This is a genomic window from Micromonospora sp. NPDC023888 (genome assembly GCF_040639415.1).
Taxonomy (GTDB): domain Bacteria; phylum Actinomycetota; class Actinomycetes; order Mycobacteriales; family Micromonosporaceae; genus Micromonospora.
Window position 1 is genome coordinate 57,623 of the sequence record NZ_JBEZZW010000003.1, and the last position, 26,112, is coordinate 83,734.

27 protein-coding genes are annotated in these 26,112 nt (G+C 72.0%); 13 read left to right on the forward strand and 14 right to left on the reverse strand.

Annotated features, from left to right (window positions below):
* Positions 1 to 66 precede the first annotated feature (66 nt).
* Positions 67 to 1,656: a phospholipase D-like domain-containing protein gene (locus AB0F61_RS03350; RefSeq protein WP_357802836.1), complete on the forward strand. Its 1,590-nt coding sequence runs from the start codon at positions 67 to 69 to the stop codon at positions 1,654 to 1,656.
* Here AB0F61_RS03350 and AB0F61_RS03355 read toward each other — a convergent pair.
* Positions 1,605 to 2,360 (reverse strand): hypothetical protein, encoded by a 756-nt coding sequence (locus tag AB0F61_RS03355; protein WP_357802838.1) that lies wholly within the window; start codon positions 2,358 to 2,360, stop codon positions 1,605 to 1,607. The two genes, AB0F61_RS03350 and AB0F61_RS03355, sit on opposite strands and share 52 nt — an antisense overlap.
* Before the next feature lie 389 nt (positions 2,361 to 2,749).
* Here AB0F61_RS03355 and AB0F61_RS03360 point away from each other — a divergent pair, with 389 nt between their 5' ends.
* Positions 2,750 to 3,574, forward strand: coding sequence for a SigB/SigF/SigG family RNA polymerase sigma factor (locus tag AB0F61_RS03360; protein WP_357802839.1), 825 nt, complete (start codon positions 2,750 to 2,752; stop codon positions 3,572 to 3,574).
* A gap of 116 nt (positions 3,575 to 3,690) precedes the next feature.
* Here the strand turns inward: AB0F61_RS03360 and AB0F61_RS03365 are convergent, their stop codons facing one another.
* Genes AB0F61_RS03365 through AB0F61_RS03375 form a run of 3 tightly spaced genes read right to left on the reverse strand, consistent with a single transcriptional unit; the run spans position 3,691 to position 6,457 of the window.
* The gene (locus AB0F61_RS03365) at positions 3,691 to 4,281 is read right to left on the reverse strand and encodes a GNAT family N-acetyltransferase (RefSeq protein WP_357802841.1); all 591 of its coding nucleotides are present in this window, start codon (positions 4,279 to 4,281) and stop codon (positions 3,691 to 3,693) included.
* Positions 4,278 to 5,783 (reverse strand): APC family permease, encoded by a 1,506-nt coding sequence (locus AB0F61_RS03370; RefSeq protein WP_357802843.1) that lies wholly within the window; start codon positions 5,781 to 5,783, stop codon positions 4,278 to 4,280. Before AB0F61_RS03370 ends, AB0F61_RS03365 begins: the two co-directional genes overlap by 4 nt.
* A gap of 47 nt (positions 5,784 to 5,830) precedes the next feature.
* Positions 5,831 to 6,457: a GPP34 family phosphoprotein gene (locus AB0F61_RS03375; protein WP_357802845.1), complete on the reverse strand. Its 627-nt coding sequence runs from the start codon at positions 6,455 to 6,457 to the stop codon at positions 5,831 to 5,833.
* 183 nt (positions 6,458 to 6,640) lie between these two features.
* Between AB0F61_RS03375 and AB0F61_RS03380 the strand changes: the two genes are divergently transcribed.
* The 3 genes from AB0F61_RS03380 to hrpB are packed head-to-tail and all read left to right on the forward strand — an operon-like array spanning position 6,641 to position 10,264.
* On the forward strand, positions 6,641 to 7,465 hold the full coding sequence (locus AB0F61_RS03380; RefSeq protein WP_357803218.1) for a helix-turn-helix transcriptional regulator: 825 nt from the start codon (positions 6,641 to 6,643) through the stop codon (positions 7,463 to 7,465).
* Positions 7,466 to 7,506: 41 nt separating this feature from the next.
* Entirely contained in the window at positions 7,507 to 7,707 is a 201-nt protein-coding gene (locus AB0F61_RS03385) for a DUF397 domain-containing protein (protein WP_357802847.1), read from the forward strand.
* A 28-nt stretch (positions 7,708 to 7,735) separates the two neighbouring features.
* Entirely contained in the window at positions 7,736 to 10,264 is a 2,529-nt protein-coding gene (gene hrpB, locus AB0F61_RS03390; protein WP_357802849.1) for an ATP-dependent helicase HrpB, read from the forward strand.
* A gap of 9 nt (positions 10,265 to 10,273) precedes the next feature.
* On the opposite strand, the gene AB0F61_RS03395 is transcribed toward hrpB, so the two are convergent.
* Complete coding sequence (locus tag AB0F61_RS03395; protein WP_357802850.1) at positions 10,274 to 10,999, reverse strand: protein phosphatase 2C domain-containing protein; 726 nt, start codon at positions 10,997 to 10,999, stop codon at positions 10,274 to 10,276.
* 260 nt (positions 11,000 to 11,259) lie between these two features.
* Between AB0F61_RS03395 and AB0F61_RS03400 the strand changes: the two genes are divergently transcribed.
* From AB0F61_RS03400 to AB0F61_RS03415, 4 genes are all read left to right on the forward strand, one after another.
* A complete protein-coding gene (locus AB0F61_RS03400; RefSeq protein ID WP_357802852.1) occupies positions 11,260 to 13,869 on the forward strand; it encodes a glycoside hydrolase family 9 protein in 2,610 nt (869 codons plus the stop codon).
* A 78-nt stretch (positions 13,870 to 13,947) separates the two neighbouring features.
* The gene (locus tag AB0F61_RS03405; RefSeq protein WP_357802854.1) at positions 13,948 to 14,211 is read left to right on the forward strand and encodes a hypothetical protein; all 264 of its coding nucleotides are present in this window, start codon (positions 13,948 to 13,950) and stop codon (positions 14,209 to 14,211) included.
* 109 nt (positions 14,212 to 14,320) lie between these two features.
* Positions 14,321 to 14,881, forward strand: coding sequence for a barstar family protein (locus tag AB0F61_RS03410; RefSeq protein WP_357802856.1), 561 nt, complete (start codon positions 14,321 to 14,323; stop codon positions 14,879 to 14,881).
* A gap of 266 nt (positions 14,882 to 15,147) precedes the next feature.
* Entirely contained in the window at positions 15,148 to 16,398 is a 1,251-nt protein-coding gene (locus AB0F61_RS03415; protein WP_357802858.1) for a DUF222 domain-containing protein, read from the forward strand.
* Positions 16,399 to 16,454: 56 nt separating this feature from the next.
* Here the strand turns inward: AB0F61_RS03415 and AB0F61_RS03420 are convergent, their stop codons facing one another.
* Positions 16,455 to 16,724 (reverse strand): hypothetical protein, encoded by a 270-nt coding sequence (locus AB0F61_RS03420; protein WP_357802860.1) that lies wholly within the window; start codon positions 16,722 to 16,724, stop codon positions 16,455 to 16,457.
* Positions 16,725 to 16,738: 14 nt separating this feature from the next.
* Positions 16,739 to 16,945, reverse strand: a complete 207-nt coding sequence (locus tag AB0F61_RS03425; RefSeq protein ID WP_357802862.1) for a hypothetical protein — start codon at positions 16,943 to 16,945, stop codon at positions 16,739 to 16,741.
* 283 nt (positions 16,946 to 17,228) lie between these two features.
* Here AB0F61_RS03425 and AB0F61_RS03430 point away from each other — a divergent pair, with 283 nt between their 5' ends.
* Together AB0F61_RS03430 and AB0F61_RS03435 are read left to right on the forward strand one after the other, a co-directional pair.
* Entirely contained in the window at positions 17,229 to 17,420 is a 192-nt protein-coding gene (locus AB0F61_RS03430) for a hypothetical protein (RefSeq protein WP_357802864.1), read from the forward strand.
* Positions 17,421 to 17,618: 198 nt separating this feature from the next.
* Positions 17,619 to 18,890: an MFS transporter gene (locus tag AB0F61_RS03435; protein WP_357802866.1), complete on the forward strand. Its 1,272-nt coding sequence runs from the start codon at positions 17,619 to 17,621 to the stop codon at positions 18,888 to 18,890.
* On the opposite strand, the gene AB0F61_RS03440 is transcribed toward AB0F61_RS03435, so the two are convergent.
* The 5 genes from AB0F61_RS03440 to AB0F61_RS03460 are packed head-to-tail and all read right to left on the reverse strand — an operon-like array spanning position 18,866 to position 23,440.
* The gene (locus AB0F61_RS03440) at positions 18,866 to 19,123 is read right to left on the reverse strand and encodes a UBP-type zinc finger domain-containing protein (protein WP_357802868.1); all 258 of its coding nucleotides are present in this window, start codon (positions 19,121 to 19,123) and stop codon (positions 18,866 to 18,868) included. The genes AB0F61_RS03435 and AB0F61_RS03440 overlap by 25 nt on opposite strands.
* Complete coding sequence (locus AB0F61_RS03445) at positions 19,120 to 20,691, reverse strand: Na+/H+ antiporter (protein ID WP_357802870.1); 1,572 nt, start codon at positions 20,689 to 20,691, stop codon at positions 19,120 to 19,122. Before AB0F61_RS03445 ends, AB0F61_RS03440 begins: the two co-directional genes overlap by 4 nt.
* Positions 20,692 to 20,729: 38 nt before the next feature.
* Positions 20,730 to 21,695, reverse strand: a complete 966-nt coding sequence (locus AB0F61_RS03450; RefSeq protein WP_357802872.1) for a TIGR03885 family FMN-dependent LLM class oxidoreductase — start codon at positions 21,693 to 21,695, stop codon at positions 20,730 to 20,732.
* A gap of 53 nt (positions 21,696 to 21,748) precedes the next feature.
* Complete coding sequence (locus tag AB0F61_RS03455; protein ID WP_357802874.1) at positions 21,749 to 23,164, reverse strand: NADP-dependent succinic semialdehyde dehydrogenase; 1,416 nt, start codon at positions 23,162 to 23,164, stop codon at positions 21,749 to 21,751.
* A gap of 12 nt (positions 23,165 to 23,176) precedes the next feature.
* Positions 23,177 to 23,440, reverse strand: coding sequence for a DUF6343 family protein (locus tag AB0F61_RS03460; protein ID WP_357802876.1), 264 nt, complete (start codon positions 23,438 to 23,440; stop codon positions 23,177 to 23,179).
* A 123-nt stretch (positions 23,441 to 23,563) separates the two neighbouring features.
* Here AB0F61_RS03460 and AB0F61_RS03465 point away from each other — a divergent pair, with 123 nt between their 5' ends.
* Together AB0F61_RS03465 and AB0F61_RS03470 are read left to right on the forward strand one after the other, a co-directional pair.
* Positions 23,564 to 24,154 carry an antibiotic biosynthesis monooxygenase gene (locus AB0F61_RS03465; protein ID WP_357802877.1) on the forward strand — a complete coding sequence of 197 codons (591 nt, stop codon included), beginning with the start codon at positions 23,564 to 23,566 and terminating at the stop codon, positions 24,152 to 24,154.
* A 121-nt stretch (positions 24,155 to 24,275) separates the two neighbouring features.
* Entirely contained in the window at positions 24,276 to 25,127 is an 852-nt protein-coding gene (locus AB0F61_RS03470) for a GDSL-type esterase/lipase family protein (RefSeq protein ID WP_357802878.1), read from the forward strand.
* Between the two features lie 17 nt (positions 25,128 to 25,144).
* Here the strand turns inward: AB0F61_RS03470 and AB0F61_RS03475 are convergent, their stop codons facing one another.
* Together AB0F61_RS03475 and AB0F61_RS03480 are read right to left on the reverse strand one after the other, a co-directional pair.
* The gene (locus AB0F61_RS03475) at positions 25,145 to 25,900 is read right to left on the reverse strand and encodes an EcsC family protein (RefSeq protein ID WP_357802880.1); all 756 of its coding nucleotides are present in this window, start codon (positions 25,898 to 25,900) and stop codon (positions 25,145 to 25,147) included.
* A 49-nt stretch (positions 25,901 to 25,949) separates the two neighbouring features.
* Entirely contained in the window at positions 25,950 to 26,096 is a 147-nt protein-coding gene (locus AB0F61_RS03480) for a hypothetical protein (protein ID WP_357802881.1), read from the reverse strand.
* Between the last annotated feature and the right edge of the window lie 16 nt (positions 26,097 to 26,112).

The following is a 26,112-nucleotide window of genomic DNA, read 5'->3' on the forward strand; positions in this document are numbered from 1 at the left end:
TGGCGTGCGGACCCACGTCGGGGGTCCTACCGTGAGGACGTTGCCGACCTCCAGGGGGGCTGGACGTTGCCGTCGCAGGACTGGTTCCTCACCGCGCAGGAACGCGCCAACCCGGTCTCTGGGTTACCCGTCTGGACCACCGGAAACCTCGCTGAGCCGTTGATTCACGGTGCCGCGTACTTCGACCGGCTGGTCGACGAGGTGGAGGCACTGAAGTCCGGCGACCACCTGTTCTTCACCGACTGGCGCGGTGACCCGGACCAGCGGCTGCGGCCCGACGGTCCGACCGTGGCCCAGCTCTTCGCCCAGGCCGCCCAGCGCGGCGTGGTGGTCAAGGGACTGATCTGGCGCTCGCACCTCGACGTGCTCGCCTACAGCGAGGCGGAAAATCGCGACCTCAGCGAGACGATCTCCGCGGCCGGCGGCGAGGTGCTGCTCGACCAGCGGGTCCGGCGAGGCGGTTCGCACCACCAGAAGCTCGTGGTGCTGCGGCACCCGGGCGCACCCGAACGGGACGTCGCCTTCGCCGGCGGGATCGACCTGTGCCACAGTCGGCGCGACGACGCCGCCCACCACGGCGACCCGCAGCCGGTGCAGATGTCAGCCCGGTACGGACCCAACCCACCCTGGCACGACGTGCAGCTCGCGGTGCGCGGCCCGGTGGTCGGCGCGTTGGACACGCTGTTCCGGGAACGCTGGACCGACCCGATGCCACTGGACTCGGAGAACCCGATGGCCTACCTGCGGGACCGGTTGCGCGGCGCGGACCTGCGGCCGGACCCGCTCCCCGAGCAACCCGCCGACCCGCCGGAGTGTGGCCCGCACCAGATCCAGGTGCTGCGCACCTATCCCGCCGTCCGACCGCGTTACTCGTTCGCACCCGACGGCGAGCGGACCGTGGCCCGGGGTTACACCAAAGCGGTACGCCGCGCCCGCCGACTCATCTACCTGGAGGACCAGTATCTGTGGTCGGCCGAGGTGGCGGACCTGTTCGCGCACGCGCTGCGGGACAACCCGGAGCTGCACCTGATCGCCGTGGTGCCCCGGCACCCGGACGTGGACGGCAGGTTGGCGCTGCCGCCGAACATGGTCGGGCGCGAGCAGGCGCTGTCGCTGTGCGAACGGGCCGCACCGGACCGGGTGCACGTGTTCGACCTGGAGAACCACACCGGCAACCCGGTCTACGTGCACGCGAAGGTGTGCGTGGTCGACGACGTCTGGGCAAGCGTCGGCAGCGACAACTTCAACCGCCGGTCCTGGACGCACGACAGCGAGTTGTCCTGCGCGGTGCTCGACGACACCCGCGACCAGCGGGCGCCCACCGACCCGGCCGGCCAGGGCGACGGTGCGCGGACCTTCGCCCGGGAGCTGCGGCTACGGCTGTGGCGCGAGCACCTGGACCGGGATCCGGACGGCGCGGACGACGCCGACCTGCTCGACCCGGCCGACGCCGTGGCGGCCATCACGGCCGCCGCCGACGCGCTGCAAACGTGGTACGACGACGGCCAGGTCGGCGAGCGACCGCCCGGCCGGCTGCGCCCGCACCGCCCCGAGCGGCTGCCGTGGTACACCCGTGCCTGGGCGCTGCCGGTGTACCGGCTGGTCTACGACCCGGATGGCAGGCCGCTGCGGGCGAGGCTGGCCGGCACCTGGTGAGTCGACCGGATCGGCTCCGCCGGGGTGGCGACGACCGGATGCACGCTCAGCCCACCGGGGTAGGCGAACGAGGAGCGCGGCGAGTAGTAGCCGAAGCCGATGGTCAGCGGGTTGGCCGGGCGCAGCGCGTACATCGGGTGCCCCGGCTGAAGGAACTCCACCGACTCGATCTCGAACGGGGCGACCGGTTCGGCGACGAACGGGTAGACCGAGCTGAGGAGTTGGCCGTCGCGGCGGGTGAAGTAGCGGTGGTGCCCGCTGCTGATCGCGTGGCCGGTCTCCCCCACCCGGCACCGCGCCCGGATCAACGTGGTCCCGTCGATCTCCGTCTCGGAGAGCAGGCCCTCGCCGCTCACCTCGATCCGGGTCTGGCCGGTCAACACCGGGGCGCCGCGGGCGGCGGCGTACTCACGGACCACCCTGGTGGAGGCCACGTAGGTGGTCCACCAGCCGCCCGGGTTGAGCCCGCCGGGCGCGTCGACACCGAGGAGCGAGACGCCGAGGTAGGTGAGGGAGTACGCGCCGAAACCGGAGGTCTGCGTCTCGTCCTCGACGACGTACTGGTTGAGGAACACCTGGTGGTCGGGGCGCGGGCACAGGCCGGGCGGGACCAGTGCGGCGACGGCGTCCGGGTCCGCCGGAATCCAGCTGAAGTAGAGGGTGCGACTGTTCACGACGAGCTGGGGAGCGGCTGGATCGAGCACGGTGCCTCCGAACCGGGTGTGTACAGGCGACGCTACGGCCGGTCCCACCGGCGGGACAACGACGGATAGTCGACACTCCTGTCCACCTGTCGGATTTCATGTTGACCAGTCGGTCGAGCCGGCGCGGCTGACCGGACGAGCCGGACGACTGAGCGGGTGAGCGGCTGGTGGCGTCCAGCTTCGGCCCGGAACGGGTAAGGGTGATCACAACCCTGCCAATCTCCGTCCGATTTGCGTCATTTCTGACTCGACACACCTTAAGTACATCAGCCTTTCGGCTAGATTTCGGGGAGACGATCAGGCTAAGGTGAGTCCCGAACGGCCTATTGAAAGCTAAACCGAAGCGTCACACCTTTTTGTCCGCGGACGAGGTGCAGGGAGGACCACCCATGACCGCGCCAACGATCACTGAGCAGCCGAGCACCACTGCCAAGGCCACCACCAAGCTCGACCCGCGTGCGCTCACCGACAGCGCCGCCGACCTGCTCAACGCCATGGCGGCGCTGCCCGCCAACCACCCGTCACGCGCCGCGCTGCGCGACCGGGCCATCGAGGCCTGGCTGCCGCTCGCCAACCACCTGGCCCACCGCTACAGCGGCCGGGGCGAGCCGACCGACGACCTGGCCCAGACCGCCGCCGTCGGCCTGATCAAGGCCATCGACAAGTTCGACCCGTCCCGCGGTGTCGACTTCGCCGGGTACGCGATCCCCACCATCATCGGCGAGCTGAAGCGGCACTTCCGGGACCGCACCTGGGACATCCGGGTGCCCCGCCGGCTCCAGGAGCTGCGGCTGTCCATCTCCGACGCCAACAGCTCGCTTCTGCAGACCCTCGGCCGCTCGCCGACGGTCGCCGACATCGCCGCCCACCTCAAGCTCACCGAGGAAGAGGTGCTGGAGGGCCTGGAGGGCGCCCGCGCCTACAACGCGGTGTCGCTGTCCACCCCCACCGGTGACGGCGAGCGCGCCACCGAGCTGGGCGACATGCTCGGCGGCGAGGACAGCGAGTTCGAGCTGGCCGAGCTGCGGGTCGCCCTCGGCCCGGCGCTTTCCACCCTCGACGAGCGCGAGCAGAAGATCCTCACGCTGCGCTTCTACGGCAACCTGACCCAGTCGCAGATCGCCGACCAGATCGGTGTCTCGCAGATGCACGTCTCGCGGCTGTTGACCCGGGCGCTGACCAAGCTTCGCGGCCAGCTCGACGGCACGTACTGAGGTAGCTGACGACGGTGGGCCGGGTCTGTCGACCCGGCCCACCGTCGTACCTCCGTTGTCCCGCTCACGTGACGTGCGGGAGAAGGCCGCCGGCCCGTCCGCCCGTCGGCGACCGGTCAGCTGCCGCCCGGCTGCCGCCACATCGGCCAGAACGGGGTGCCGTCGGGCACCCGGAACGGCTCGCCGGCCAGGTAACCGTGCTTCGCGTACAGGTCCCGGCTGCGCGGGCTGCTCGCCTCGACGTACGCCGGCATCTCGTTGGCGTCCAGCCAGGCGTGGTGATGCCGCATCAACGCGCTGCCCAGCCCCTGACCCTGCCGGCCCGGTTGGGTCGCCAGGAAGGCCAGGTGGTGGTGGTCCGGGTGCGGGTGGTTCGCCGCGAACAGCTCGTCGAGGTGCTGGAACCGGTCGGTCCACTCGCCGCAGGCGGCGGCCAGTCGGGCGTCGTAGTCCACCGGCGGCGGAGCCGGCTCGCCGACCGACGGGAACCAGACCGCGACCGAGGCCCGGTCGGCGGTGGCGTGGACGATGCCGTGCCGCATCGCGTGGTCGACCAGAATCTCGAAGTCACCGGCCAGCACGGCCTCCCGCTTGCTGGCATCGGGCACCAGCCAGTACGTCACGGGCAGGGCGGTGAACGCCTCGGCGATCCGGTTCGCCACCACTGTGGTCTCCTCGGGTCCGAGTTGCTCGATGGTCACGCTCATCGGGTCACCTCCACCTTGGCCGGGGGTTCCGGCGTGACGGCGGCGCTCGCCGCGCCGAGGCCGATCCGGGCGTACGTGTCCGGACGGTTGTTGCGCAGCACCAGCGCCCAGCCGATGCCCAGCAGCGCCGCCACCGGGTACACGACGGGCAGCGCCCAGCGCAGCGTGGAGTCCGGCGCGACACCGAGCAGGTTGGCGAAGTTCGCCACGGCCAACCAGATGATCACGAAGAGCGCGATGGTGGCCAGGCCGGGTGCGACGGCTCGCCGCCAGAGGTTCTCGTCGCCGCCGGAGCGGACGAAGTAGCCGATCACCGCCACCGAGGTGGTGGCGATCAACAGCAGTACGCCGAACCCACCGGTGGTGCCGCCCCAGAAGAACAGCTTCACCACCGGGTCCCAGCCGTTGATCGCGTACACCAGGATGACCGCGAGACCGAGGACGCTCTGCGCCATCGAGGCCGCCCGCGGCGCCCCGCTACGGGTCGAGGTCTGCCCGAACACCGCCGGCAGCACCCGCTCCCGACCGAGCGCGAACGTGTACCGGGCCGTGGTGTTGTGGAACGAGATCATCGCGGCCAGCACCGAGGTCAGGAAGAGCACCTGCCCGATGGTGACGGCGGTGTCGCCGAGGTGCGCGGCGGCCAGGTTGAAGATCAGCCCGACGCTCTGCTCACCAGCCGCGGCGACGATCTGGTCCGGCCCGACGGCGACCGTCATGGTCCAGGACGACAGCGCGTACAGCCCGGCGATGATCGCCACCGAGAGGTAGGTCGCGAGCGGCACGGTCCGCTTCGGGTCCTTGCTCTCCTCGCTGAAGACCACCGCCGACTCGAAGCCGACGAAGCCGAGGATGGCGAGCACCAGCACCGCTCCGACGCCCGGTACGAAGAGGTTGTCCGGCGAGAACGTGGCGAAGCTGACCTCACCGCCGGCCGGGTTGCCGAGCTGTCCCAGGTCGAAGACGAGGATCACGACGATCTCGGCGACCAGCAGCGCGGCCAGGACCAGACCGTTGAGGTCCACCCGCAGCAGGCCGAGCAGACCGACCAACGCCCACGCCACCAGGGCCACGACGGCCCAGTGCGGGTGTCCGCCGAAGATCCGGTCGAGCACCGGCTCGGCCGCCGCACCGATGGTGCCGTACAGCCCGACCTGGAGCGCGTTGTACGCGATCAGCGCGACCCAGGCGGCACCGACGCCGGCCGGGCGGCCCAGTCCACGGGAGATGTAGGCGTAGAAGGCCCCGGCGTTCTCCACCCGCCGCGACATCGCCACGTAGCCCACCGAGAACAGGGCGAGCACCGCGGCGACCAGCAGGAAGGCAAGCGGGATGCCGGTCACGCCGACGACGCCGTAGCCGGTGGTGACGACGCCGGCCACCACGGTCAGCGGCGCGGCGGCGGAGAGCACGAAGAAGATCACCGAGGGGATGCCGAGGCGGCCTCGGGCCAGGGATTCGGAGACGTTGCTGGGTCTGTCGACTGTCGATGTCGGGGGCATACGACTACTCCGGTCGTCGAGGGGAGGGGTTGGGGGGTTACCGGGGGTCAGGGGATGCCGCGCAGCACGGCGGCGCCGACGGCGGCTTCGGTGTGCCCGACGAGTTCCTTCAGGGGGGCCGGCAGAGCGGGGATGAGGACGTTCAGCCGGTGGTGCGCGCGGGGGCCGGCGCTCCACAGCACCTCGCGGGTCAGCCCCGCGGCCACGACCAGGCCGAGCAGCAGGGCGTCCGGCACGCTCGGCGGGTCCGGCCGGTCCAGCAGAGCCCGCAGCCGGGTGGCCGGCCAGGCCACCGCGTTCAGGTCGATCGGCAGGTAGTTGACCGAGGTACGCAGCAGCCGGCGGCTCTCCTGGCGGCGCAGCACCCCGGCGCGGGCCAGCCGCTCCCCCACCGAGGTCGTGGCGCTCTGCGCCAGGAAACTGAGCCAGGTACGCAGTTCCTGGTGCTGGGACTCGCCGATGAGCTGGTCGAGCACGGTGTGCGCCAGCGCGTCAGCGGGCGGACGCCTGTCGATGACGGTGACCCGTCCGGCCGAGATGTGGATGTGTCCGTAGATGAGCAGCTCGCCGAGCAGCCCGCCGGCCAGTCCGAGCCCGGTCGCCGCCGCGTGCAGTTTCGGCTTGCCGCGACTGTCGTTGTGGGCGACCAGAAAGAACTCGTCGGCGATGAGCAACGGCCCTCCCGCACAAGTGTGTCCACAGTGATCGCAACCGGGAAAGGATGCACCGACCGCTACTGCAACGCAACTCCCAGATTTGACAGTTGCACTCCGTGCTGGCGCCACCTGCGGATCTTGGCGTGGCAGACTCGGACGGTGACCGTCACCCCCGCCAGCCGACCCGCCGCCAGCCCCACCGTGCGCCGTCGCCGCATCGCCAGGGAGCTTCGCCAGCTACGGGAACGCGCGGGCATGACCCTCGATGTGGCCGCCCGCCAGCTCGACATGTCGAAGAGCAACCTCTCCCGGATCGAGAACGCGCTGATCGGCATCAAGCCCCGCGACGTCCGGGCGGCCCTCGCGCTGTACCAGGTGACCGGCGCGGACGCCGAGGCGCTCATCGAGATCGCCCGAGGGGCGCAGCAACGCGGATGGTGGCAGAGCTACAGCGACGTGCTGCCCGAGTGGTTCGAGTTCTACGTCGGGTTGGAGGCGGAGGCCGCGGCGCTGCGCACGTACGAGGCCGAGTCGGTGCCCGGACTGTTACAGACCGAGGCGTACGCCCGGGAGATCTACCGGCGCACCGCCGGCGAGGACGGCCTGGAGCGCAAGGTCGCCGCCCGCCTGCATCGGCAGGAGGTGCTGCGCCGCGACGATCCGGTCCACCTGTCGGTGGTGCTCAACGAGGCGGTGCTGCTGCGGCCAGTCGGCGGCGCCGCCGTGATGGCCGAACAACTGACCCACATGAGTCGGATCGCGCAATCACCCAGAGTAACAATTCAGGTACTTCCATTCGCGGCCGGCGGGCATCCCGCGATGAGTACCCCGTACGTGCTCCTCAACTTCGCCGACACCGCCGACGCGTCCGTGGTTTACCTGGATAACCTATCGATGGGGCTGGCGCTGGAGGATGTCGACCAGGTGCTGCGGTATAGCCTTCTCCACGAGGAGCTGTGCCGGATGGCGCTCGATCCGGCGGCATCGTTGATCCGCCTGGAGCAGGCTTCTCGTTACTTTGCGTGACCGCTTCTGCGGCACGCCGACGCAGACGAGAGGTACCACGGATGACGGCGCACGACCTGACCCGGGCGGACTGGCGCACCAGCACGCGCAGCAGCGGCAACGGTAACTGCGTGGAGGTCGCGACAGCCGATGGGCAGGTCGCCGTCCGGGACAGCAAGGACCGCTCCGGCCCCTCGCTCGCCTTCGACCCGGTGGCCTGGCGGGCCTTCGTGCTCGGCGTCGGCGAGGTCCGCCGCCCCTGAGGCACCCGCGCCGGTGCGAGACTGGGCCGTGCTCTCCGACGTAACCCTGGACCTGCCGGTACGCCCGGTCCTGCCGGCGCTTGTCGCGGCACTCGAGGCGGCCGGGGCCGGCGTCCTGGTCGCCCCGCCGGGCACCGGCAAGACCACCCTCGCTCCGCTGGCCGTTGCCGACCGGGTGAGCGGTCGGGTGGTGATCGCGCAACCCCGTCGGGTGGCCGCGCGCGCCGCCGCCCGACGGATGGCCGAGTTGCTCGGTGAGCGGGTCGGCGACCGGGTCGGCTACGCGGTGCGCGGCGAACGTCGGGTCAGCCCCGCGACGCGGGTGGAGGTGGTCACCACCGGTCTGCTGGTCCGCCGGCTGCACCACGACCCGGAGCTGCCCGGTACGGGCGCGGTGCTGCTCGACGAGTGCCACGAGCGGCAACTCGACGCCGACCTGGCGCTTGCCTTCACGGTGGAGGCGCGGGCCGCGCTCCGGCCGGATCTGTGGCTGCTGGCGATGTCCGCGACCCCGGACACCGACCGCTTCGCCGCGCTGCTCGGCGGGTCCGCCCCGGCACCCGTGGTACGAGCCGACTCGGCGCTGCACCCGGTGGAGCGGATCTGGGCACCGCCGGCGCGCCCGATCGTCGCGTCCGGAGCCGGGCCGGTGGACCGGGCCCTGCTCGACCACGTGGCCGCCACCGTCCGGCGGGCGCTGCGCGAACGTGCCGGTGACGTGCTTGTCTTCCTGCCCGGCGCGGGCGAGATCGCGGCGGTCAGCGGCCGACTGGCCGACCTGCGGGACACCGTCGCGCTGCTGCCGCTGCACGGTCGGCAGCGGGGCACCGAACAGGACGCCGCCCTGCGCCCCGCTGATCGACGCCGGGTCGTGCTGTCCACCGCGCTGGCCGAGACCAGCCTGACCGTGCCGGGCGTACGGGTGGTGGTCGACGCCGGGCTGTCCCGGGTGCCCCGCATCGACCTCGCCCGTGGGCTGGGCGCGCTTGTCACAGTGCCGGTCTCCCGGGCCGCCGCCACCCAGCGGGCCGGCCGGGCCGGCCGGGAGGCCCCCGGGTACGTCTACCGTTGCTGGTCCGCGGCGACCCACGAACGGTTGCCCGCCCGAGCCGAGCCGGAGATCGCCACCGCCGATCTGACCGGCTTCGCACTGGAGCTGGCCGCCTGGGGCCGGCCGGACGGCGTCGGGCTGGCGCTGCCCGACGCGCCACCGGCTGCCGCGCTGACGGTGGCCCGGGACACCCTGCGAACCCTGGGCGCGGTCGACGCCGACGGTCGGATCACCTCGCGGGGGCGGGTGATCGCCGCCGCCGGGGCGCACCCACGGCTGGCCCGGGCGCTGCTCGACGGCGCCGGTCGGGTCGGCGCCGACCGGGCGGCCGAGGTGGTCGCCCTGCTCGCCGAGGAGAGCGCGGCCGGCCCCGGTGACGACCTGGTCGCCGGCTGGCGTCGGCTGCGCGCCGGCGTCGACGCGGGCGCGACCGCCCGCTGGCGCACCGAGGTACGCCGGCTGCGCGCGGCGTTGCCCGCAGGCTCCCCGGCCGACGGCCGCACCGCCCCGGCTCCGGGTGGGCTGAGCGACGATCTGGCTGCCGGGCTGCTCGTCGGTCTGGCGTACCCGGAGCGGTTGGCCCGGGTGCGGCGGCCGGGCGGATCCGCGTACCTGATGACCGGCGGGACCGCCGCGGAGCTGATGGCCGGGTCGGGGCTGGCCGGGTCCGACTGGCTGGCGGTGGCCGTCGCGGACCGCACCCCCGGCGCGCCGTCGGCCCGGATCCGTCGGGCCTCGCCGGTGGACGAGGCGACGGCCCGGGAGGCGGGCGCCCCGCTGCTGCGGACGAGTCGCGAGGTCGGCTGGTCCGACGGCGACGTGGTGGCCCGGGAGGTCACCCGACTGGGCGCGATCGAGCTGCTCCAGCGGCGGCTGGACCGGCCGGAGCGGGCCGAGGTGGCGGCGGCCGTGCTGACCGGTCTTCGCCAGGAGGGGCTGGGGCTGCTGACCTGGACGCCGGCCGCGCGGGCGCTGCGGGAGCGCCTCGGGTTCCTCAGGCACCACCTGGGCGCCCCGTGGCCGGAGGTCAGCGACGAGGCGTTGCTCGACGCCGCGACGACCTGGCTGGGCCCCGAGTTGGCCGCGGCTCGGCGTCGGTCCGACCTGGCACGGGTGGACGTGACGTCGGCGCTGCGCCGGCTGCTGCCCTGGGCGCAGGCCGCCCGTCTGGACGAGCTCGCCCCGGAGCGGATCGAGGTGCCGAGTGGTTCTCGGGTACGGGTGGACTACACCGACCCGGCCGCACCGGTGCTCGCCGTGAAGCTTCAGGAGACGTTCGGCTGGTCGGCGGCGCCCCGTGTCGCTGCCGGGCGCACGCCGGTGCTGCTGCACCTGCTCTCCCCCGCGGGCCGGCCGGTGGCGGTCACCGCCGACCTGGAGTCGTTCTGGCGTACCGGCTATCCGCAGGTGCGCGCCGAGTTGCGCGGGCGCTATCCCCGGCACCCGTGGCCGGAGGATCCGCGAACGGCGACCCCCACCCGCCGCGCCGCGCCACGTCGACGCTGAGCGCCGGCCCTACTCCTCCAGGACGTCGGCCACCACGACTGTCACGTTGTCCGGTGCGCCGGCGTGCAGGGCCAGATCGATCAGCTTGCCCGTGCAGGCGGTCCGGTCGGGATAGTCCCGGAGCACCTCCGTGAGGGTGTCCGGGCGGACGACGTTGGAGAGGCCGTCGCTGCACAGCAGCCAGCGGTCGCCGGCCCGGGGCACCATCGTCGAGTACGACGGGCTGACCTCGTCCCCCTGCAGGGCCTGGGTGACGACGGCGCGGCGCGGATGGCTGCTGGCCTGGTCCGCGGTGATCACGCCCTGGTCCACCAACATCTGGACGAACGTGTCGTCCCGGGTGACCTGCTTGAGCACGCCCTCGCGGAACAGGTAGGCCCGGGAGTCGCCGACGTGCGCGAGGGCCAGGCAGCTACCGGTCCGGGCGAAGAGCAGGGCGGTCAGTGTGGTGCCCATGCCCTGGCGCTCGGGATCCTCGGCAACCGCCTGCCGGATCCGGGAGGTGGCCAGCGCGATGCCACCTTCGAGCGCGGCCACCAGGGCGTCCTCTGGGGTCTCCACGTCCAGCGGGGCCACCGCGTCGATGGTGAGGGCGCTGGCCAGGTCGCCGGCGGCCATCCCGCCCATGCCGTCGGCGACGGCGACGAGCCAGTTCCCGGCGTGCAGGGCGTCCTGGTTTCCGCTGCGGATCAGCCCACGGTCGCTCGTTCCCACGGAACGCAGCTTCAGGGTCATGGGAGGCAGCCTGCCAGGCGAAGGGCGCAGTTGTCTCTAGGAGATCAGGACGACGGCGCGTGGCGCGGCCAATCTCACGTCCGCAGGCCGGTCTCCCGAGCCGTGCCGGCCGCGGCGCTCGCCCTCGTCGCCGGCCAGAACCCATCCAGTCAGATCAATTGACACGGGATGCCGCCGCTGGAAACATCGAGCCGATACCTGGGAGCGCTCCCAGGTTTCGGCTGCCACCACCGTCCCCCACCCGTCCGGAAGGACTCCTCGTGACGAGATCCCGACGCCGCCTCCTGTTGGCTGCGGCGACCACCCTGGCCCTCACCGGCGCGGGCGCCGGCGCGGCTTACGCCGCGCCGCCACCGGATGCCCCCGAGCAGATCGACAACGGCGACTTCAGCGCCGGGGTGAGCCCCTGGTTCTCCTTCGGCACCGGCCCCCTCGCGGTCACCGACGGACGGCTCTGCACCACTGTCGCGGGCGGGCTGGCCAACCCCTGGGACGCCGGCATCGGCCAGGACGGGGTGCCGCTGATCGCGGGCGCCGAATACACCCTCGGCTTCGCCGTCTCCGCGACCCCCGGCGCCGCCGTCAAGGCCGTGCTGCAACTCGGCAGCGCCCCGTACACCACGTACGCGGCAGTGGACGCCACCGCGACCGGCACCGCCCAGCGGGTCGAGCAGACCTTCACCGTCCCGGACGACAACCCCAACGCCCAACTGATCTTCCAGGTCGGCGGCTCCGCCCAGACGCAGACCATCTGCCTCGACGACGTCTCGCTGCGCGGCGGCGAACCGCCCGAGCCGTACGAGCCGGACACCGGGCCGCGGGTGCGCGTCAACCAGGTCGGCTACCTGCCCGGCGGGCCGAAGAACGCCACAGTCGTCACCGAGTCCACCAGCCCGCTGCCCTGGCAACTGCGCAGCGGCGCCGGTGCCGTCGTGGCCAGTGGCACCACCACCGCACGCGGCGTCGACGCCGCCTCCGGGCAGAACGTGCAGACTGTCGACTTCTCCAGCTACCGCACCCCCGGCACCGGGCTGACGCTCACCGTCGACGGCGAGACCAGTCACCCGTTCGACATCTCCGGCGCCCTCTACGACCAACTGCGCTCCGACTCGCTGCAGTTCTTCTACGCCCAGCGCAGCGGCATCGCCATCGACGGGGACCTGATCGGCGACGAGTACGCCCGCCCCGCCGGGCACCTCGACGTGGCACCCAACAAGGGCGACACCAACGTGCCCTGCCAGCCGGGCGTCTGCGACTACTCGCTAGACGTGCGCGGCGGCTGGTACGACGCCGGTGACCACGGCAAGTACGTGGTCAACGGCGGCATCGCCACCTACCAACTGTTGAACACCTTCGAGCGCACCAAGACCGCGGCCACCGCCGACGGCGGCGCCGAACTCGCCGACGGCACCCTGCGGGTGCCCGAACGCGACAACGGTGTGCCGGACATCCTCGACGAGGCCCGCTGGGAGCTGGAATTCCTGCTGCGCATGCAGGTACCGGCCGGCAAGCCCCTCGCTGGCATGGTCCACCACAAGATCCACGACCAGAACTGGACCGGGCTGCCGCTCGCCCCGCAGGACGACCCGCAGCCGCGTGAGCTGCACCCGCCGTCGACCGCGGCCACCCTCAACCTGGCCGCCACCGCCGCCCAGTGCGCGCGGCTCTTCGCCCCCTACGACGCGGCGTTCGCGACCCGCTGCGGCACTTCCGCGAAGACGGCCTACGCCGCGGCCAAGGCCCACCCCGCGGTGTACGCCAGCCCGACCGACGGCACCGGCGGCGGCGCGTACGACGACAGCAACGTCACCGACGAGTTCTACTGGGCGGCGGCCGAGCTGTACCTCACCACCGGAGCGCAGACCTACCTGACCGACCTGACCGCGTCGCCGCACCACACCGGTGACGTGTTCGACCCGCGCGGCTTCGGCTGGCAGAGCACCGCGGCGCTGGGCCGCCTCGACCTCGCCACCGTGCCGAACGGGCTGCCCACCGCCGACCTCACCCGGGTCCGCGCCTCGGTCACCACCGCTGCCGACGCGTACCTCGCCGAGCTGCGCCGGCAGGCGTACGGGCTGCCGATGCCCGGTGACGCCAACAGCTACTTCTGGGGCGGCAACAGCAGCATCATCAACAACGCCATCGTCCTGGCCACCGCCTTCGACCTGACCCGCAACGCCGCCTACCGCGACGGCGCCGTGCAGGCGATGGACTACATCCTCGGCCGCAACGCCCTGAACATCTCCTACGTCACCGGCTGGGGCGAACACAACGCGCAGAACCAGCACAGCCGGATCTTCGGCCACCAGCTCGACCCGAACCTGCCCCGCCCGCCCGCCGGCTCCCTCGCCGGTGGCGCGAACGCGGCCCTGCAGGACCCGTTCGTGGCGCAACTGCTCGCCGGTTGCAAGCCGATGTTCTGCTACGTCGACGACATCAACTCGTACTCGACGAACGAGGTGGCGATCAACTGGAACTCGGCACTGGCCTGGATCTCCTCGTTCCTGGCCGACCAGGGTGACGCCGGCGCGGTGCCGGCCGTCACCTGCTCGGTGGGCTACAGCAACTACGGCACCTGGCAGGGCGGCACCGGGTTCACCGCGCAGTTGACCGTGCGCAACACCGGTGCCACGGCCATCAACGGCTGGAACGTACGCTTCGCGTTCACCGGCGACCAGCGGGTACGCGAGGCGTGGTTGGCGAAGGTCAGCCAGTCCGGTGCGACGGTGACCGCACGCAACGAGTCACACAACGCCAGGATCGCACCCGGCGGCACCGTGACGTTCGGCTTCAACGCGACCACCTCCGGCGGCGCCAACCCGAACCCGGGCCTGGTCACCGTCAACGGCAAACCCTGCTCGCTCTCCTGACCGACGCTCGTCGAGCCGGTGGCCTCCCAGACCCGGAGGCCACCGGCTCACGTGACCCGCGCACCTACCATCGCGAGCATGGATGGACGAGCGTGGATCCTGGTCGGGGCAGTTGTCCTGCTGCTCGCTGTGCTGCTCGCCGCGCTGCTGGTCTTCGCACGACGGCGGCGGGCCCCTGCCGGAGCCGACGAGGCGATGCGCCGAGCCCGGCAGGCGATTCGGGAGAGCGGGCACCACCAGCGCCGCCAGCGCCGGGGCACCATGCGCGGCAAGGGATACGGCGGCAACGACAACCAGGCCACCACCAGTGGCGTCGCAAGCGACTCCGGCGGCATGCCCTGACCGCGATCCCGCGCGCTGATCCGGGGGCTGTCACCGCTGCCACCGTCCGGCGGCCTAGCGCCCTCCACCTCGTACCGCTGCGGCGCTCACACCAGTATCCTCGTCGATCATGGCGGCCTTCGACCCGGACGTGGACCACAACCATGACCACGCATTCCGCTTGCTGGTCAACACGCCGGTGACCTTGTTCTGGCGCCCGGAGGTTCTGGACGAGACGACCGCCTGGTTGCGCGCCCACGCCTATCAGGTGATCCGCATCAATGCGTCGCACTGGTCAACCGAAGACGACCTCCACCGCGACATCGCCACAGCGCTCAGCTTCCCGGACTACTACGGACGCAACCTCGATGCCCTCAACGACTGCATGCGTGACGTGGTGAGCCAGGACTACGGGTGGGCACCGAGCACAACCGGCCTCGCTCTGGTCTTCACTGACTACGACACCTTCGCTGCCCACTGCCCTCGCGCTGCCCAGTTCGTGCTCGACATCATGGCTGACCACTCCCGCCGCGCCGCTCTCTTCGGCCGTCGCCTCATGTGCCTGGTACAGAGCAACGACCCACACATCAGATTCGCGCCCGTCGGCGCCGCTCCCGTCTCCTGGAACACCGCCGAGTGGCTCGACTCCAAGCGCCGCCCCAACTCATCCGCAACCCCAGAGAGCTTCTGAAACGCGCCCTGGCAGCCGCTCCCCACCGAGCCGCCCGGGGACAGCATCCGCTTCCGCCTGAGCCAACCCGGGCACAGCAACCGCCTCCGCTGAGCCGAGCCTCCCGGCCGCCCCCACTGAACCGATCCTCCTGGCACCGCAACCGTCTCCGCTGGGCTGACCCTTCCGACACCGCAGCCTTTCGCCGCCAAGCCGGGCGGCCCCGGACACCGCAACCGTCCCCACTGGACGGCAAAATTGTCGTACACCTGTTCTAGTCTTGGTTCGTGTTGGAGGAGTTGACGCAGGCTGAGGCGGCGGTGGCCGCGTGCGTTGACGCGTCGGCCTGGACTCTTGCGGAGTCCGATCTCGTCGCGGCACTCGACGCCGCGTACCGGCTCGAGCAGCGTCTGGCGGCCGTGCAGCTGTCGCTGGTGCGGGAGCTGGACGGTCGTGGCACGGCCGTGACGCGGGGAGCCTCGTCGACGGCGGTGTGGCTGCGCGAGCGACTACGCCTCACCGTTCCCACCGCCCGCCGGCTCGTCGACCTCGCCGCCGCCCTGGACACCGGCAACCCCGAGATCCGCGCCGCTCTGGCAAACGGGAACATCACAGTGGACCAGGCCCGGGTCATCGGCGACACCGTCGCCGCCGTGCACACGACCGCTGGAGCGCAGGCAGCGGACAAGGCCGTCGGTGTGCTGGTCGACTGGGCCGGGCAGTTCGACCCCACCCTCCTGCGCAAACTCGGCACCCGCATCCTCGACCACGTCGCCCCCGACATCGCCGACGCCGCCACCCAAGCCGCACTGGAAGCCGAGGCCCGCCGCACCAACCGCGACCGCCACCTCACCCTCTCCACCCTGACCGACGGCCGCCTCCGACTCACCGGCACCCTCGACACCGAAACCGCAGGCCTGCTCCGCGCCGCCATCGACCCACTCAGCGCACCCTCCGGCCCTGATGACCAGCGTTCTCCCGGACAACGCCGCCACGACGCCCTCAGTGACGTGTGCCGCCTCGCCCTGCGCACCGGCGAGTTGCCCGAGCACGGCGGAGATCCCGCCCAGATCGTCGTCACCACCAGCTTCGACGCTCTCGCGGGGCAACTCGGCGCAGGCACCCTGGACACCGGCCTGCACCTCACCCCCGACACGGTGCGCCGACTCGCCTGCGACGCGGCCATCCTGCCCGCCGTCCTCGGCAGCGCCGGCCAACCACTCGACCTCGGCCGACAACGCCGACTCATCACCGGCCCCCTCCGCCGCGCCCTCGTCCTACGCGACCGCGGCTGCGCCTTCCCCGGCTGCGACCGCCCACCCCGCTGGTGCGACGCCCACCACATCCGGCACTGGGCCGACGGCGGCACCACCAGCCTGGCCAACGCGGTCCTGCTCTGCGGCCACCACCACCGACACCTCCACCACACCGACTGGACCGTGCGGTTGGCAGGCGACGGCCACCCCGAATTCATCCCACCCGCCTGGCTCGACCCCGACCAGGTCCCCCGCCGCAACCACTACCACCGACGAACGTGACCCTCTCGCGCCACCAACCGACGGATGTGTGCGCTGAGCGTTGGTGGGGTGCCGGATCATCGCCTACCTGTTAGGCCCCGTGCGCGCCGACTGACGCGCTCCTTACGCCCCGGTTTTCCGATCACCACGGGTGCCGAGGCGGGACGCAGCCCGGACTTGATCACGTACAGCTCACGCTTGGCTGTGGCCATCCCCCGCGCGTCGAGCACGTACCCCGTGATCCACACCCACCCGTTGTAGGGGTCGTTCTCGCCGAGGGACACCACCCGCATCAACAGCGCCCGGTCCCCTGTGAACTGCACCGAGCAGTCCGGACCGATGAACATGACGTCTCCCGCCCTCATGGCAGCCAACCGATGAACCCGCGTCGGAGCACATCCGGGCGTGCCCACTTCATGCCCTGTCCGGCAGAGATCAGGCACAGGTAGTACGCCAGCGGCACCTGCTCCCGTTCGGCCAGCAGCTCCGCGCGGCGTCTGGCACAGGGCCAGGGACGGTCGCACCCCTCGCACAGCCAGAGCGGCAGGACCGGCCCGTGTGTGGACATCAGCTCTCACCCGGCCAGTGACCCCGGTTGATCGGGATCCTGTGTCTGGCCCGACATGGCAGCTCGTTCCCGCACTTACAGACGTTGCGCCACCTGACCCACGACCACACGGGCCTATGCCTGCGGGCCAGGGTCAGGGCTACAGCGGTCAGATACTCCCCAAAAGTGACGCGTCGGGTCATGTACCCATGGCATCACAGGCAGTTGTACGAGGGCAACGCCTATAGGGGTTGAATGACCCAGAATCGCCTAGGGCAACTCCCAGGGCTCCTACCGTCAGATTGTGGAATTGCTGGGGCTGGATGAGGTCCGCGACTTGCTTGGAGGGATCAGCAAGCAGCGCGCCACGATCATCGTGGGCCGCAAGGGATTCCCTGACCCTCTCGCCACCTTGAGCATGGGCCGCGTCTGGGATGGCAAGGCAGTCCGAGCGTGGATCGCCAAGAACCGCCCCAGCCCGACGGACGAGGACTGACGCCAACTTGGGCCGGGACGCAGAGCGCTCCCGGCCCGAGGAAGTCTCACGCCGGGGGCACCTCGGTCAGATCACCCGTGGCGCGAGCGACGCGACGCGTCGGAGGCGCTGGGGCAACAAATGCGCCGTAGCCGGGCTGTGACGGGCGCCGCATCGCTCGGGACATCGGTGAAGTCGCCACGGACCTAGGGTCGGTGTGTGGGCATCCGGGCGGGGATTCGCGGCCGCCTACGGTCTCTGTGGCCGCTGCCGCCGCCGGGTCGGCTGCGCACCCTGTCGCTGGCCACGCTCGCCAACACCGTCGGTACCGGGCTGTGGGTGACCGCTTCGGTGCTCTACCTCACTCGCGTCGTCGGGCTGAGTCCGACGAACGTCGGGCTGGGGCTCACGCTCGCCGGCCTGGTCGGGCTCACCGCCAGCGTGCCGCTCGGCGGGCTGGCCGACCGGCGTGATCCGCGAAACCTCCGGGCGCTGCTACAACTGGCGCAGGCCGCCGTCGCCGTCGCGTACCTGTTTGTCGGCTCGTTCCCGGTCTTCCTGGTGGTGTCCACACTGGACGCGCTGCTGGTCTCCGGCAACCTGGCGATCCGCGCGGCGCTTGTCGCCGCGGTCGGCGGGCCGGAGGGTCGGGTGCACGCCTTCGCCACCCTGCGCGCGGTGGCCAACCTGGGTGTGGCGCTCGGTGCGGGGCTGGCCGGGTTCGCGCTGGTGGCGGACACCGGGTGGGCGTACCGACTGCTCGTGGTCGGCAACGCCGCCACCTATCTGGTCTCGGCGGCGCTGATCATGCGACTGCCGGGGTATCCGCCGGTCCGGCGGCTGCGGCCCGGCCCCCGTCGGGCCCTGCGCGATGGACGGTTCCTCGCGGTCGCCGGGGCATCGGCCGTGCTGTCCCTGCACTGGGTGGCGCTGACAGTGCTGCTGCCCCTGTGGGTGGTGACCCGCACCGACGCCCCGCCGGTGCTGGTCTCCGCCATGCTGCTGGTCAACACGCTGCTCACGGTGGTGCTCGCGGTACGGCTGAGCGGTGGCGCCCGGCACGCGCTGCCGGCGGCGGCGACGATGCGTCGGGCCGGGCTGGTGCTCGCGGCCGCGATGGTGCTCTGGGCCGCGACCGGCTTCGTCTCCGGCGCCCTGACGGTCGGCCTGCTGCTGTGCGCAACGGTGATCTACACCGTCGGCGACCTGTGGCACGCCGGGGCCGGGGCGGCACTGGCCTACGACCTCGCCGCCCCGGACGCCATCGGCGCCTACCAGGGGGTCGACACGCTGCTCGCCGGGCTGGCCCGCGCGGCGGGGCCGGCGCTGCTGACCTGGCTGATCCTCGGCGGCGGCCCGGTCGGCTGGCTGGCCCTGGCCGGGCTCCTCGCCGGCGCCGGCCTGGCCGTGCCACCACTCACCCGGCGGGCTCTGTCCAACCGCCCCGAGCCGTCCCCGGCCAGCGATCAGCCGATCTCCTCGTCGACGTAGCACCACCGCCAGGCCTCGCCCGGCTGCGCCGAGCGGATCACCGGGTGGCCGGTGGACGCGAAGTGCTTGCTCGCGTGCTGGTTTGGCGACGAGTCACAGCAGCCGACCTGCCCGCAGCTCAGGCAGGTGCGCAGGTGCACCCAGTAGGTGTCGCCGATGGCGACGCAGTCCGCGCACTCGTCGGGGGTGCGGGGCTCGGCGGCAACGGCCTCGGTCAGATGCTGACAGCTCACTTCTCAACCTCTCGCAGCAACGACTCTTCCAGGTCCAGGTCACGATAGGCCCGCACCAGCACCTCCTCGGGGATTCGACCGGAGTCCCGGGCAGCCCGGAAGACCTCCCGCTCGGCGTCGATCATCTTCTGTCGTAGCCGACCGTACGCCTGCGACGGCGTCTCCCGCTCGGTGCCACCGAGCCGTTCCCAGGCCAGGTTGTTGCGATCCTCGAGCGCGCGGCGCAACCGGTCCACCACCGCCTCGGGGGCACTGTCGGCCAGTGCGTCGAGGCGTTCCTGGGCGGCCCGGCTGGCCTGTTGCTGCACCCCGGCAGCCGACAACGCGTCCTGCACCGGGTCGTCCTGGGGCAGCTTCAACCGGCGGGCGACCACCGGCAGCGTGGCACCCTGGCCGACCAGGGTGACCACGATCACCGCGAAGGCCAGCCAGATGAACAGGGCCCGGGGGTACGGCTCGTCGCCGGCCAGGGTCAGCGGCAGGGCCAACGCGGCGGCAAGCGTCACCACGCCCCGCATGCCGGCCCAGCCGATGACGATCGGGAACCGGGGTGACGGGGCCGAGTCCCGGCGGCGGACCCGGGGAACCAGCCGGGCCAGGTAGGTGGCCGGGAAGAGCCAGACGAAGCGGGTCACGACGACCGTGGCGAGCACCGCCGCGGTGATCAGCGCAAGCGATCCGGCCGGCTCGTCGAGGTCACGCAGCACCTCCCGCAGTTGCAGGCCGACCAGCAGGAAGACCAGCCCTTCCAGCAGGAACCGGACCAGCCGCCAGAACGCGGCGGTCTGCAACCGGGAGGCCGCCGAGAGCAACTGGGACAGCTTGTGGCCGAGCGCCAGCCCGGTGACCACCACGGCGACCACGCCGGAGGAGTGCGCCGCCTCGGCGGCGAACACCACGGCGAACGGAATGATCAACGACAGCGCGTTGTCCAACAGGGGGTCGGTGATCCGCCGGTGCAGGAAGCCGAAGACCACCGCGCCGAGCGCGCCGATCAGGATGCCGCCGCCGGTGGCCCGCAGCACCTCGAGGGTGACGTCGGCGGCGCCGACCGCCGAGCCGGCGGTGGCCATGGTGGCGACCCGCAGCAGCACCAGCGCGGTGGCGTCGTTGACCAGGCTCTCCCCCTCCAGGATGGTGACCACCCGGCGGGGCAGCCCGACCCGGCGCGCGACAGCGGTGGCGGCCACCGCGTCCGGCGGGGCGACCACCGCGCCCAGCGCCAGGCAGATCGCGAACGGCACCTGCGGCAACAGCAGGTGCAGCACGAACCCGACCACGAACGCGGTGAACAGCACCAGGCCGACCGCGAGCAACAGGATCGGCCGAATGTTGTTCTTGAACGCCGGCACCGAGGTTTCCAGCGCCGCGACGTACAGCAGCGGCGGCAGGATGCCGACAAGCACCAGCTCCGGGTCGAGTTCGACGTGCGGGACGCCTGGCACGAAGGAGAGCGCCAGGCCGAGCACGACAAGCACGATCGGCGCGAGCAGGCCGAGCCGGCGGGCCAGCGCAGCACCGAAGGTGGCGATCGCCAGGAAGACGACTACCGGGAACAGGCTTTCCATGGGGTACGAGCCTAGGGGTCCGCCGATCCGTTCCTCGATCAGCCGGTCGGCCGCAGCTTCGGCAGCACCTCGGCGCCGAACGCGTCGATGAAGCCGTGCTGTTCCTGCCCGACGTGGTGCAGTGCGATCTGGTCGAAGCCGAGCTGCGCGTACTCCTCCAGCCAGCCGACGTGCCGGCCCAGGTCGGCTGAGACGTTCACCACCTCGGCGACCCGGTGCGCCGGCACGTCGGCGGAGACCACGTCGAAGTGCTCGACCGTCTCCAGGTCCCAGCAGACCGGCGGGGCGAAGACGTTGCTGCGCCACTGGTCGTACGCGAGCGCCTCGGCCTGCTCCTGCTCCGGTGCCCAGGAGACGTGCACCTGTAGGTGCAGCGGACCGCGCCCACCGGCGTCCCGGTACGCGTCGATCATCTCGCGCAGGTGCGCCACTGGCGCGTTCACGGTGATCAGACCGTCCGCCCACTCGGCGCACCAACGGGCGGTGGCCACGCTGACGGCGGCGCCGACAAGGGCGGGCGGTTCCTCGGGTCGGGTCCACAGCCGGGCCCGGTCCACCCGGACCAGGCCGTCGTGGCTGACCTCCTCACCGGCCAGCAGCGCCCGGATCACGTCCACGCACTCCCGCAGCCGCGCGGCGCGGACGTCCTTGCGCGGCCACGGGTCGCCGGTGATGTGCTCGTTGCTGGCCTCGCCGGTGCCCAGCGCCGCCCAGAACCGGCCCGGGTACATCGTGCCGAGGGTGCCGATCGCCTGCGCGATGATCGCCGGGTGGTACCGCTGGCCGGGCGCGTTGACGACGCCGAACGGCAGGCCGGTGGCCTGCAGCGCCGAGCCCAACCAGGACCAGGCGAAGCCGGACTCGCCCTGCCGCGCGCTCCACGGGGAGAAGTGGTCGGAGCACATGGCCGCGTCGAAGCCGGCCCGCTCGGCGTGTCTCACCGCCTCCAGGAGGGCGCGGGGACCGATCTGCTCATGCGAGGCGTGAAATCCGTACAGCGTCATGGGCGCACTTCCTACCCACGCCCGCCCCCGCTGATGCGTGCCGCGCCGGGACCCTACTCGGCGTGCGCGCCGGCTCCGGCCGAGGCGGCGCCCTCGCCCACCCAGACCGTCTTGGTGTTGCAGAACTCCCGCATGCCCAGCGCCGACAGCTCGCGCCCGTAGCCGGAGTTCTTCACGCCGCCGAACGGCAACTCCGGATAGGAGGTGGTCATGCCGTTGATGAAGACGTTGCCGGCGTCCAGGTCGGTGGCGAAGCGCTCCTGCTCGGCCGGGTCCCGGGTCCAGGCGTTCGAGCCGAGCCCGAAGTTGGTGCCGTTGGCGACCTCGATCGCCTCCTCGTAGGACGACACCCGGAACAGCCCGGCGACCGGGCCGAAGACCTCCTCGGACCACATCCGCATCTGCGGGGTGAGGTCGGTGACCACTGTCGGCGGGTAGAACCAGCCGTCGCCGGTCGGCAACTCGCCGCCGCAGAGCACCGTCGCCCCGCGGTCCGCCGCGTCGCGGACCTGGGCGTGCACCTCGTCGCGGCCACGCTCGCTGGCCAGCGGCCCCACGTCGGTGTTCGGGTCCATCGGGTCGCCGACGCGCAGCGCGGCCATGTTCGCGGCGAACTTCTCGGCGAACGCGTCGAAGACGTCGGTGTGCACGATGAACCGCTTCGCGGCGATGCAGGACTGGCCGTTGTTCTGACAGCGGGCGGTGGTCGCCACCTCGGCGGCCCGGTCGACGTCGGCCGAGGGCATCACCACGAACGGGTCGCTGCCGCCGAGTTCGAGGACCGTCTTCTTCAGCTCCCGCCCGGCGATCTGGGCGATGGACCGGCCGGCCGGCTCACTGCCGGTGAGCGTGGCGGCGCGGACCCGGGGGTCGCGCAGGATCGCCTCGACCGCGTCCGAGCCGACCAGGACGGTGGTGAAGGCTCCCTCGGGGAAGCCGGCCCGGCGAAACACGTCCTCCAGCAGCAGCGCGGTCTGCGGCACGTTCGAGGCGTGCTTGAGCAGGCCGGTGTTGCCGGCCATCAGCGCCGGCGCGGCGAAGCGCATCACCTGCCAGAGTGGGAAGTTCCACGGCATCACCGCGAGCACCACACCGATCGGCTGGTAGCGGATGAACGCCCTGGTCGCCTTCACGGCGTCGGCGTCGGCCGGCTCGTCGGCGAGGAACCCCGGGGCCTTGTCGGCGTAGAAGCGGGCGGCCGTGGCGCACTTGGTCACCTCGGCCTGCGCGGAGGCGTACGTCTTGCCCATCTCGGTGGTCATGATCCGGGCGATCTCGTCGCGCTCGGCGTCCAGCAGGTCGGCGGCGGCGTTCATCCACCTGGCGCGCTCGTCGACGGTGGTGGTCCGGAGCTGCTGGTACGCGAGGTCGGTGCGCTCGATGGCACCGTCGAGCTGCTCGGTGGACATCGCCTCGTAGGTCTTGAGCACCTGGCCGGTGGCGGGGTTGGTGGTGGCGATGTGGGGCATCTCGTCCTCCTGTCACTCGAACAACGAGTGTCGTACGCCCGGCTCCTCGCGGCGGCGGGCGGCGCGGCGGCGCTGGATCACGACCAGGTCGATCACGGCGACCACGGCGAAGAGCGCACAGACCACGCCGAGCCAGGCGATTCCGGCCCAGAACGCCAGCACCGCGAAGATCACCATGATCACCAACCCGAAGCCGGCGAGAACGAGCCGGAGGTTGAGGGCGCTGTTCGCGTGACCCACCGTGCCACGGGCGCGACGGGGCTGCGATCTCGTCATACCCCCCGACCTACCCCCGATCGGCCGGGTTAACCGGTACCGCGCGCTCCCGGCCGCAGGTGTGCCGGTGTGCTCCGGCACATCCGATCGCGCCGCGGCCCCCGCTGCCCGCAGGATGGGCACATGTCAATGACCCTCGCCGTGCCGGTGACCGTCGCCATCGCCCGCCGTGTCGATCCGACCCGGGCCAGCGAGATGGTGGCGTGGATGCGGGCCGGCACCGCGCTCGCCGAGGCCTTCCCGGGTTTCCTCGGCGCCGGCTGGGTGCAGAGCGGCCCCGGTTCGGCGGAGTGGCACATGCTCTACCGCTTCGCCGACGCCGAGACGCTGCGCCGGTGGGAGGAGTCGCCGCAGCGGCACTGGTGGCTCAGCTCGGCCCAGGGCATCGTCGAGCACACCCGGGTCGAGCGGCGTACCGGAATCGAGGGCTGGTTCGACCCGCCGCTCGAGCATTCCGTTGATCCGGTCGAGCCGGTCGGACCGGTGTCGCCGCCGAGGTGGAAGCAGGCGGTGACCATCTGGTTGGCGTTCTTTCCGCTGAGCCTCAGCGCCACTCTGCTGACCAGTCACTTCCTCGCCGCCGTGCCGTTGGCGGCGCGGGTGCTGCTGATGACGCTCTGCCTGACCCCGTTGATGACCTACCTGGTGCTGCCCCGGATCACCCGGGCACTGCACGGGTGGCTGCACGGCCAGCCGGCACCGCGGCGGGATTAAAGCACCCCACCGACCGGGCCGCCGACACTCTGCCGCATACCCGACAGCAACTTCCCGCTGAGCCACGTCCTACGCATACAGTTACCGCGCTGTCGCTCTGCGCTGCGGAACGGGGGACGTCATGCCTCGACGGTGGGTCGCCGCGCTTGCCTGCCTGGTCGCGCTCGTCGCGTTGGCGTGTGAGGGTGGCACCTCGGCGACGCCCCGCCCCACCCGAAGCGGTCCGCCGTCGAGTGGGCCGGGCGGCATCGCCGCCCTCGGCGACTCGATCAGCACCGGCTTCGCGTCCTGCCTGGTGCTCACCTCCTGCGAGCGCAACTCCTGGTCCACCGGCGACGGCCTGCGGGTGCAGAGCCACTACCGGCGGCTGCTCGACCAGAATTCGGCGATCCGCGACCGCACGTACAACCACGCCCGGGCCGGCGCCCGCGCGGACGCTCTCGTCGGTCAGGCCCAGGCAGCGGTACGCGACCGCCCCGACTACGTCACGGTGCTCATCGGCGCCAACGACGTCTGCCGGGGCGGGGTGGACGCGATGACGCCCGTGGCGCAGTTCCGAGCCGACGTGGACCGAGGGCTACAGGTGCTGCGGACCGGCCGGCCGAAGGCCCGGGTGCTGGTGGTGAGCATCCCCGACCTGTACCGGCTCTGGGAGGTCGGGCACGACGAGCCACGGGCGGTCCGCGCGTGGCGGCGCGGCGTCTGCCCGGCCCTGCTGGCCGAGGCGACCTCGACAGCGCCCGCCGACCGGGCGCGCCGGGCCGCCGTCCGGGATCGGATCGACGCGTACAACGCCGAGTTGGTCGCGGCCTGCCGGGCGTACGGGTCACGCTGTCGCCACGACGGCGGCGCGGCGCACAAGGTCCGGTTCACCCTGGACCTGCTCAACCCGCTGGACTGGTTCCACCCCAACGCCACCGGCCAGGGTCGGCTCGCCGAGGTGACCTGGCGAGCCTCCGGGATGGCCAGCTGACCGTCCCGGACGGGCGGTCAGGGTTGGCGGGGCCCCGGCAGGGCGCCGCCCCGCGGGCGGTAGAGGGCCCGGGAACGCTGCGCGAGGTCCTTCGTGGCCGACGAGTTGGCCCAGGTGCCGAGCACGATTGCCGCGCCTGGGACGATCTTGGCGACGATCCGCTTGGCGGCCCGGACGCCGGCCATCTGGGCCAGCCGGACGCCGAGTTGCAGCATCACCCGACCGAGCGGGCGCTGGCCGCCCAGACCGAAGAGCGCGTCCGCGCGTTCCCGGCCGGCGGCCACGCCGAGCGCCAGTCTGGCGCTCTCGGCGACCTTGTGCACGCGCTGCAACACCAGCAGGTCGGTGGCCCGGTCGCTGTGCAGCGGATCGACGTCGTACGCGGCGGCGATGTGCAACACCATCCGGGCCTGGGTCCAGGCCAGCACGCCCACGTCGATCACGGCGCCAGGTAGCCCGGCCGCGCCGGAGACCGCGCCGGACAGCCGGGCGAGGTTGACGAACTTGCGCGCCGCCTGGTCGGCCAGCGCGTCGGACGATATGCCGGGCTGCTCGGCTCGGGCCCGGTCGGCCCACTGCTCGGCTTCCGGCCCGAGCCGGCGCACCGCCTCCAGGGCGAGGTGCTCCGGGGCGTACTGGGGGTCGTCGCGCATCCGGTCCCAGAGACGGGCCGGCGGCCCCTCTGGGGCGTCCGCCGGCCCGGCGGGCAGATCGACGGACGGCTGCGGAGTAGGGGCGGCGGGCTGGCCGCCGACGGGTGGGGTGTCGGTCACCGGGTCTCCCCTGGGATGGGAACGGCGGACAGGGCGGCCGATGGAGCGGTCAGCGGCGGCGGTTGGACAACCGGGCCGCCAGACCCTTGAGCTTCTGCTGGTTGCCGGGCTTGGACATCTCTCGACGACCGCGCTCGACCAACTGCTGCCCCTTCGGCGATCTCAGGAACGTGGTGATCCGCTGCATCAGTGACATGGCGTCCTCCTGTCGA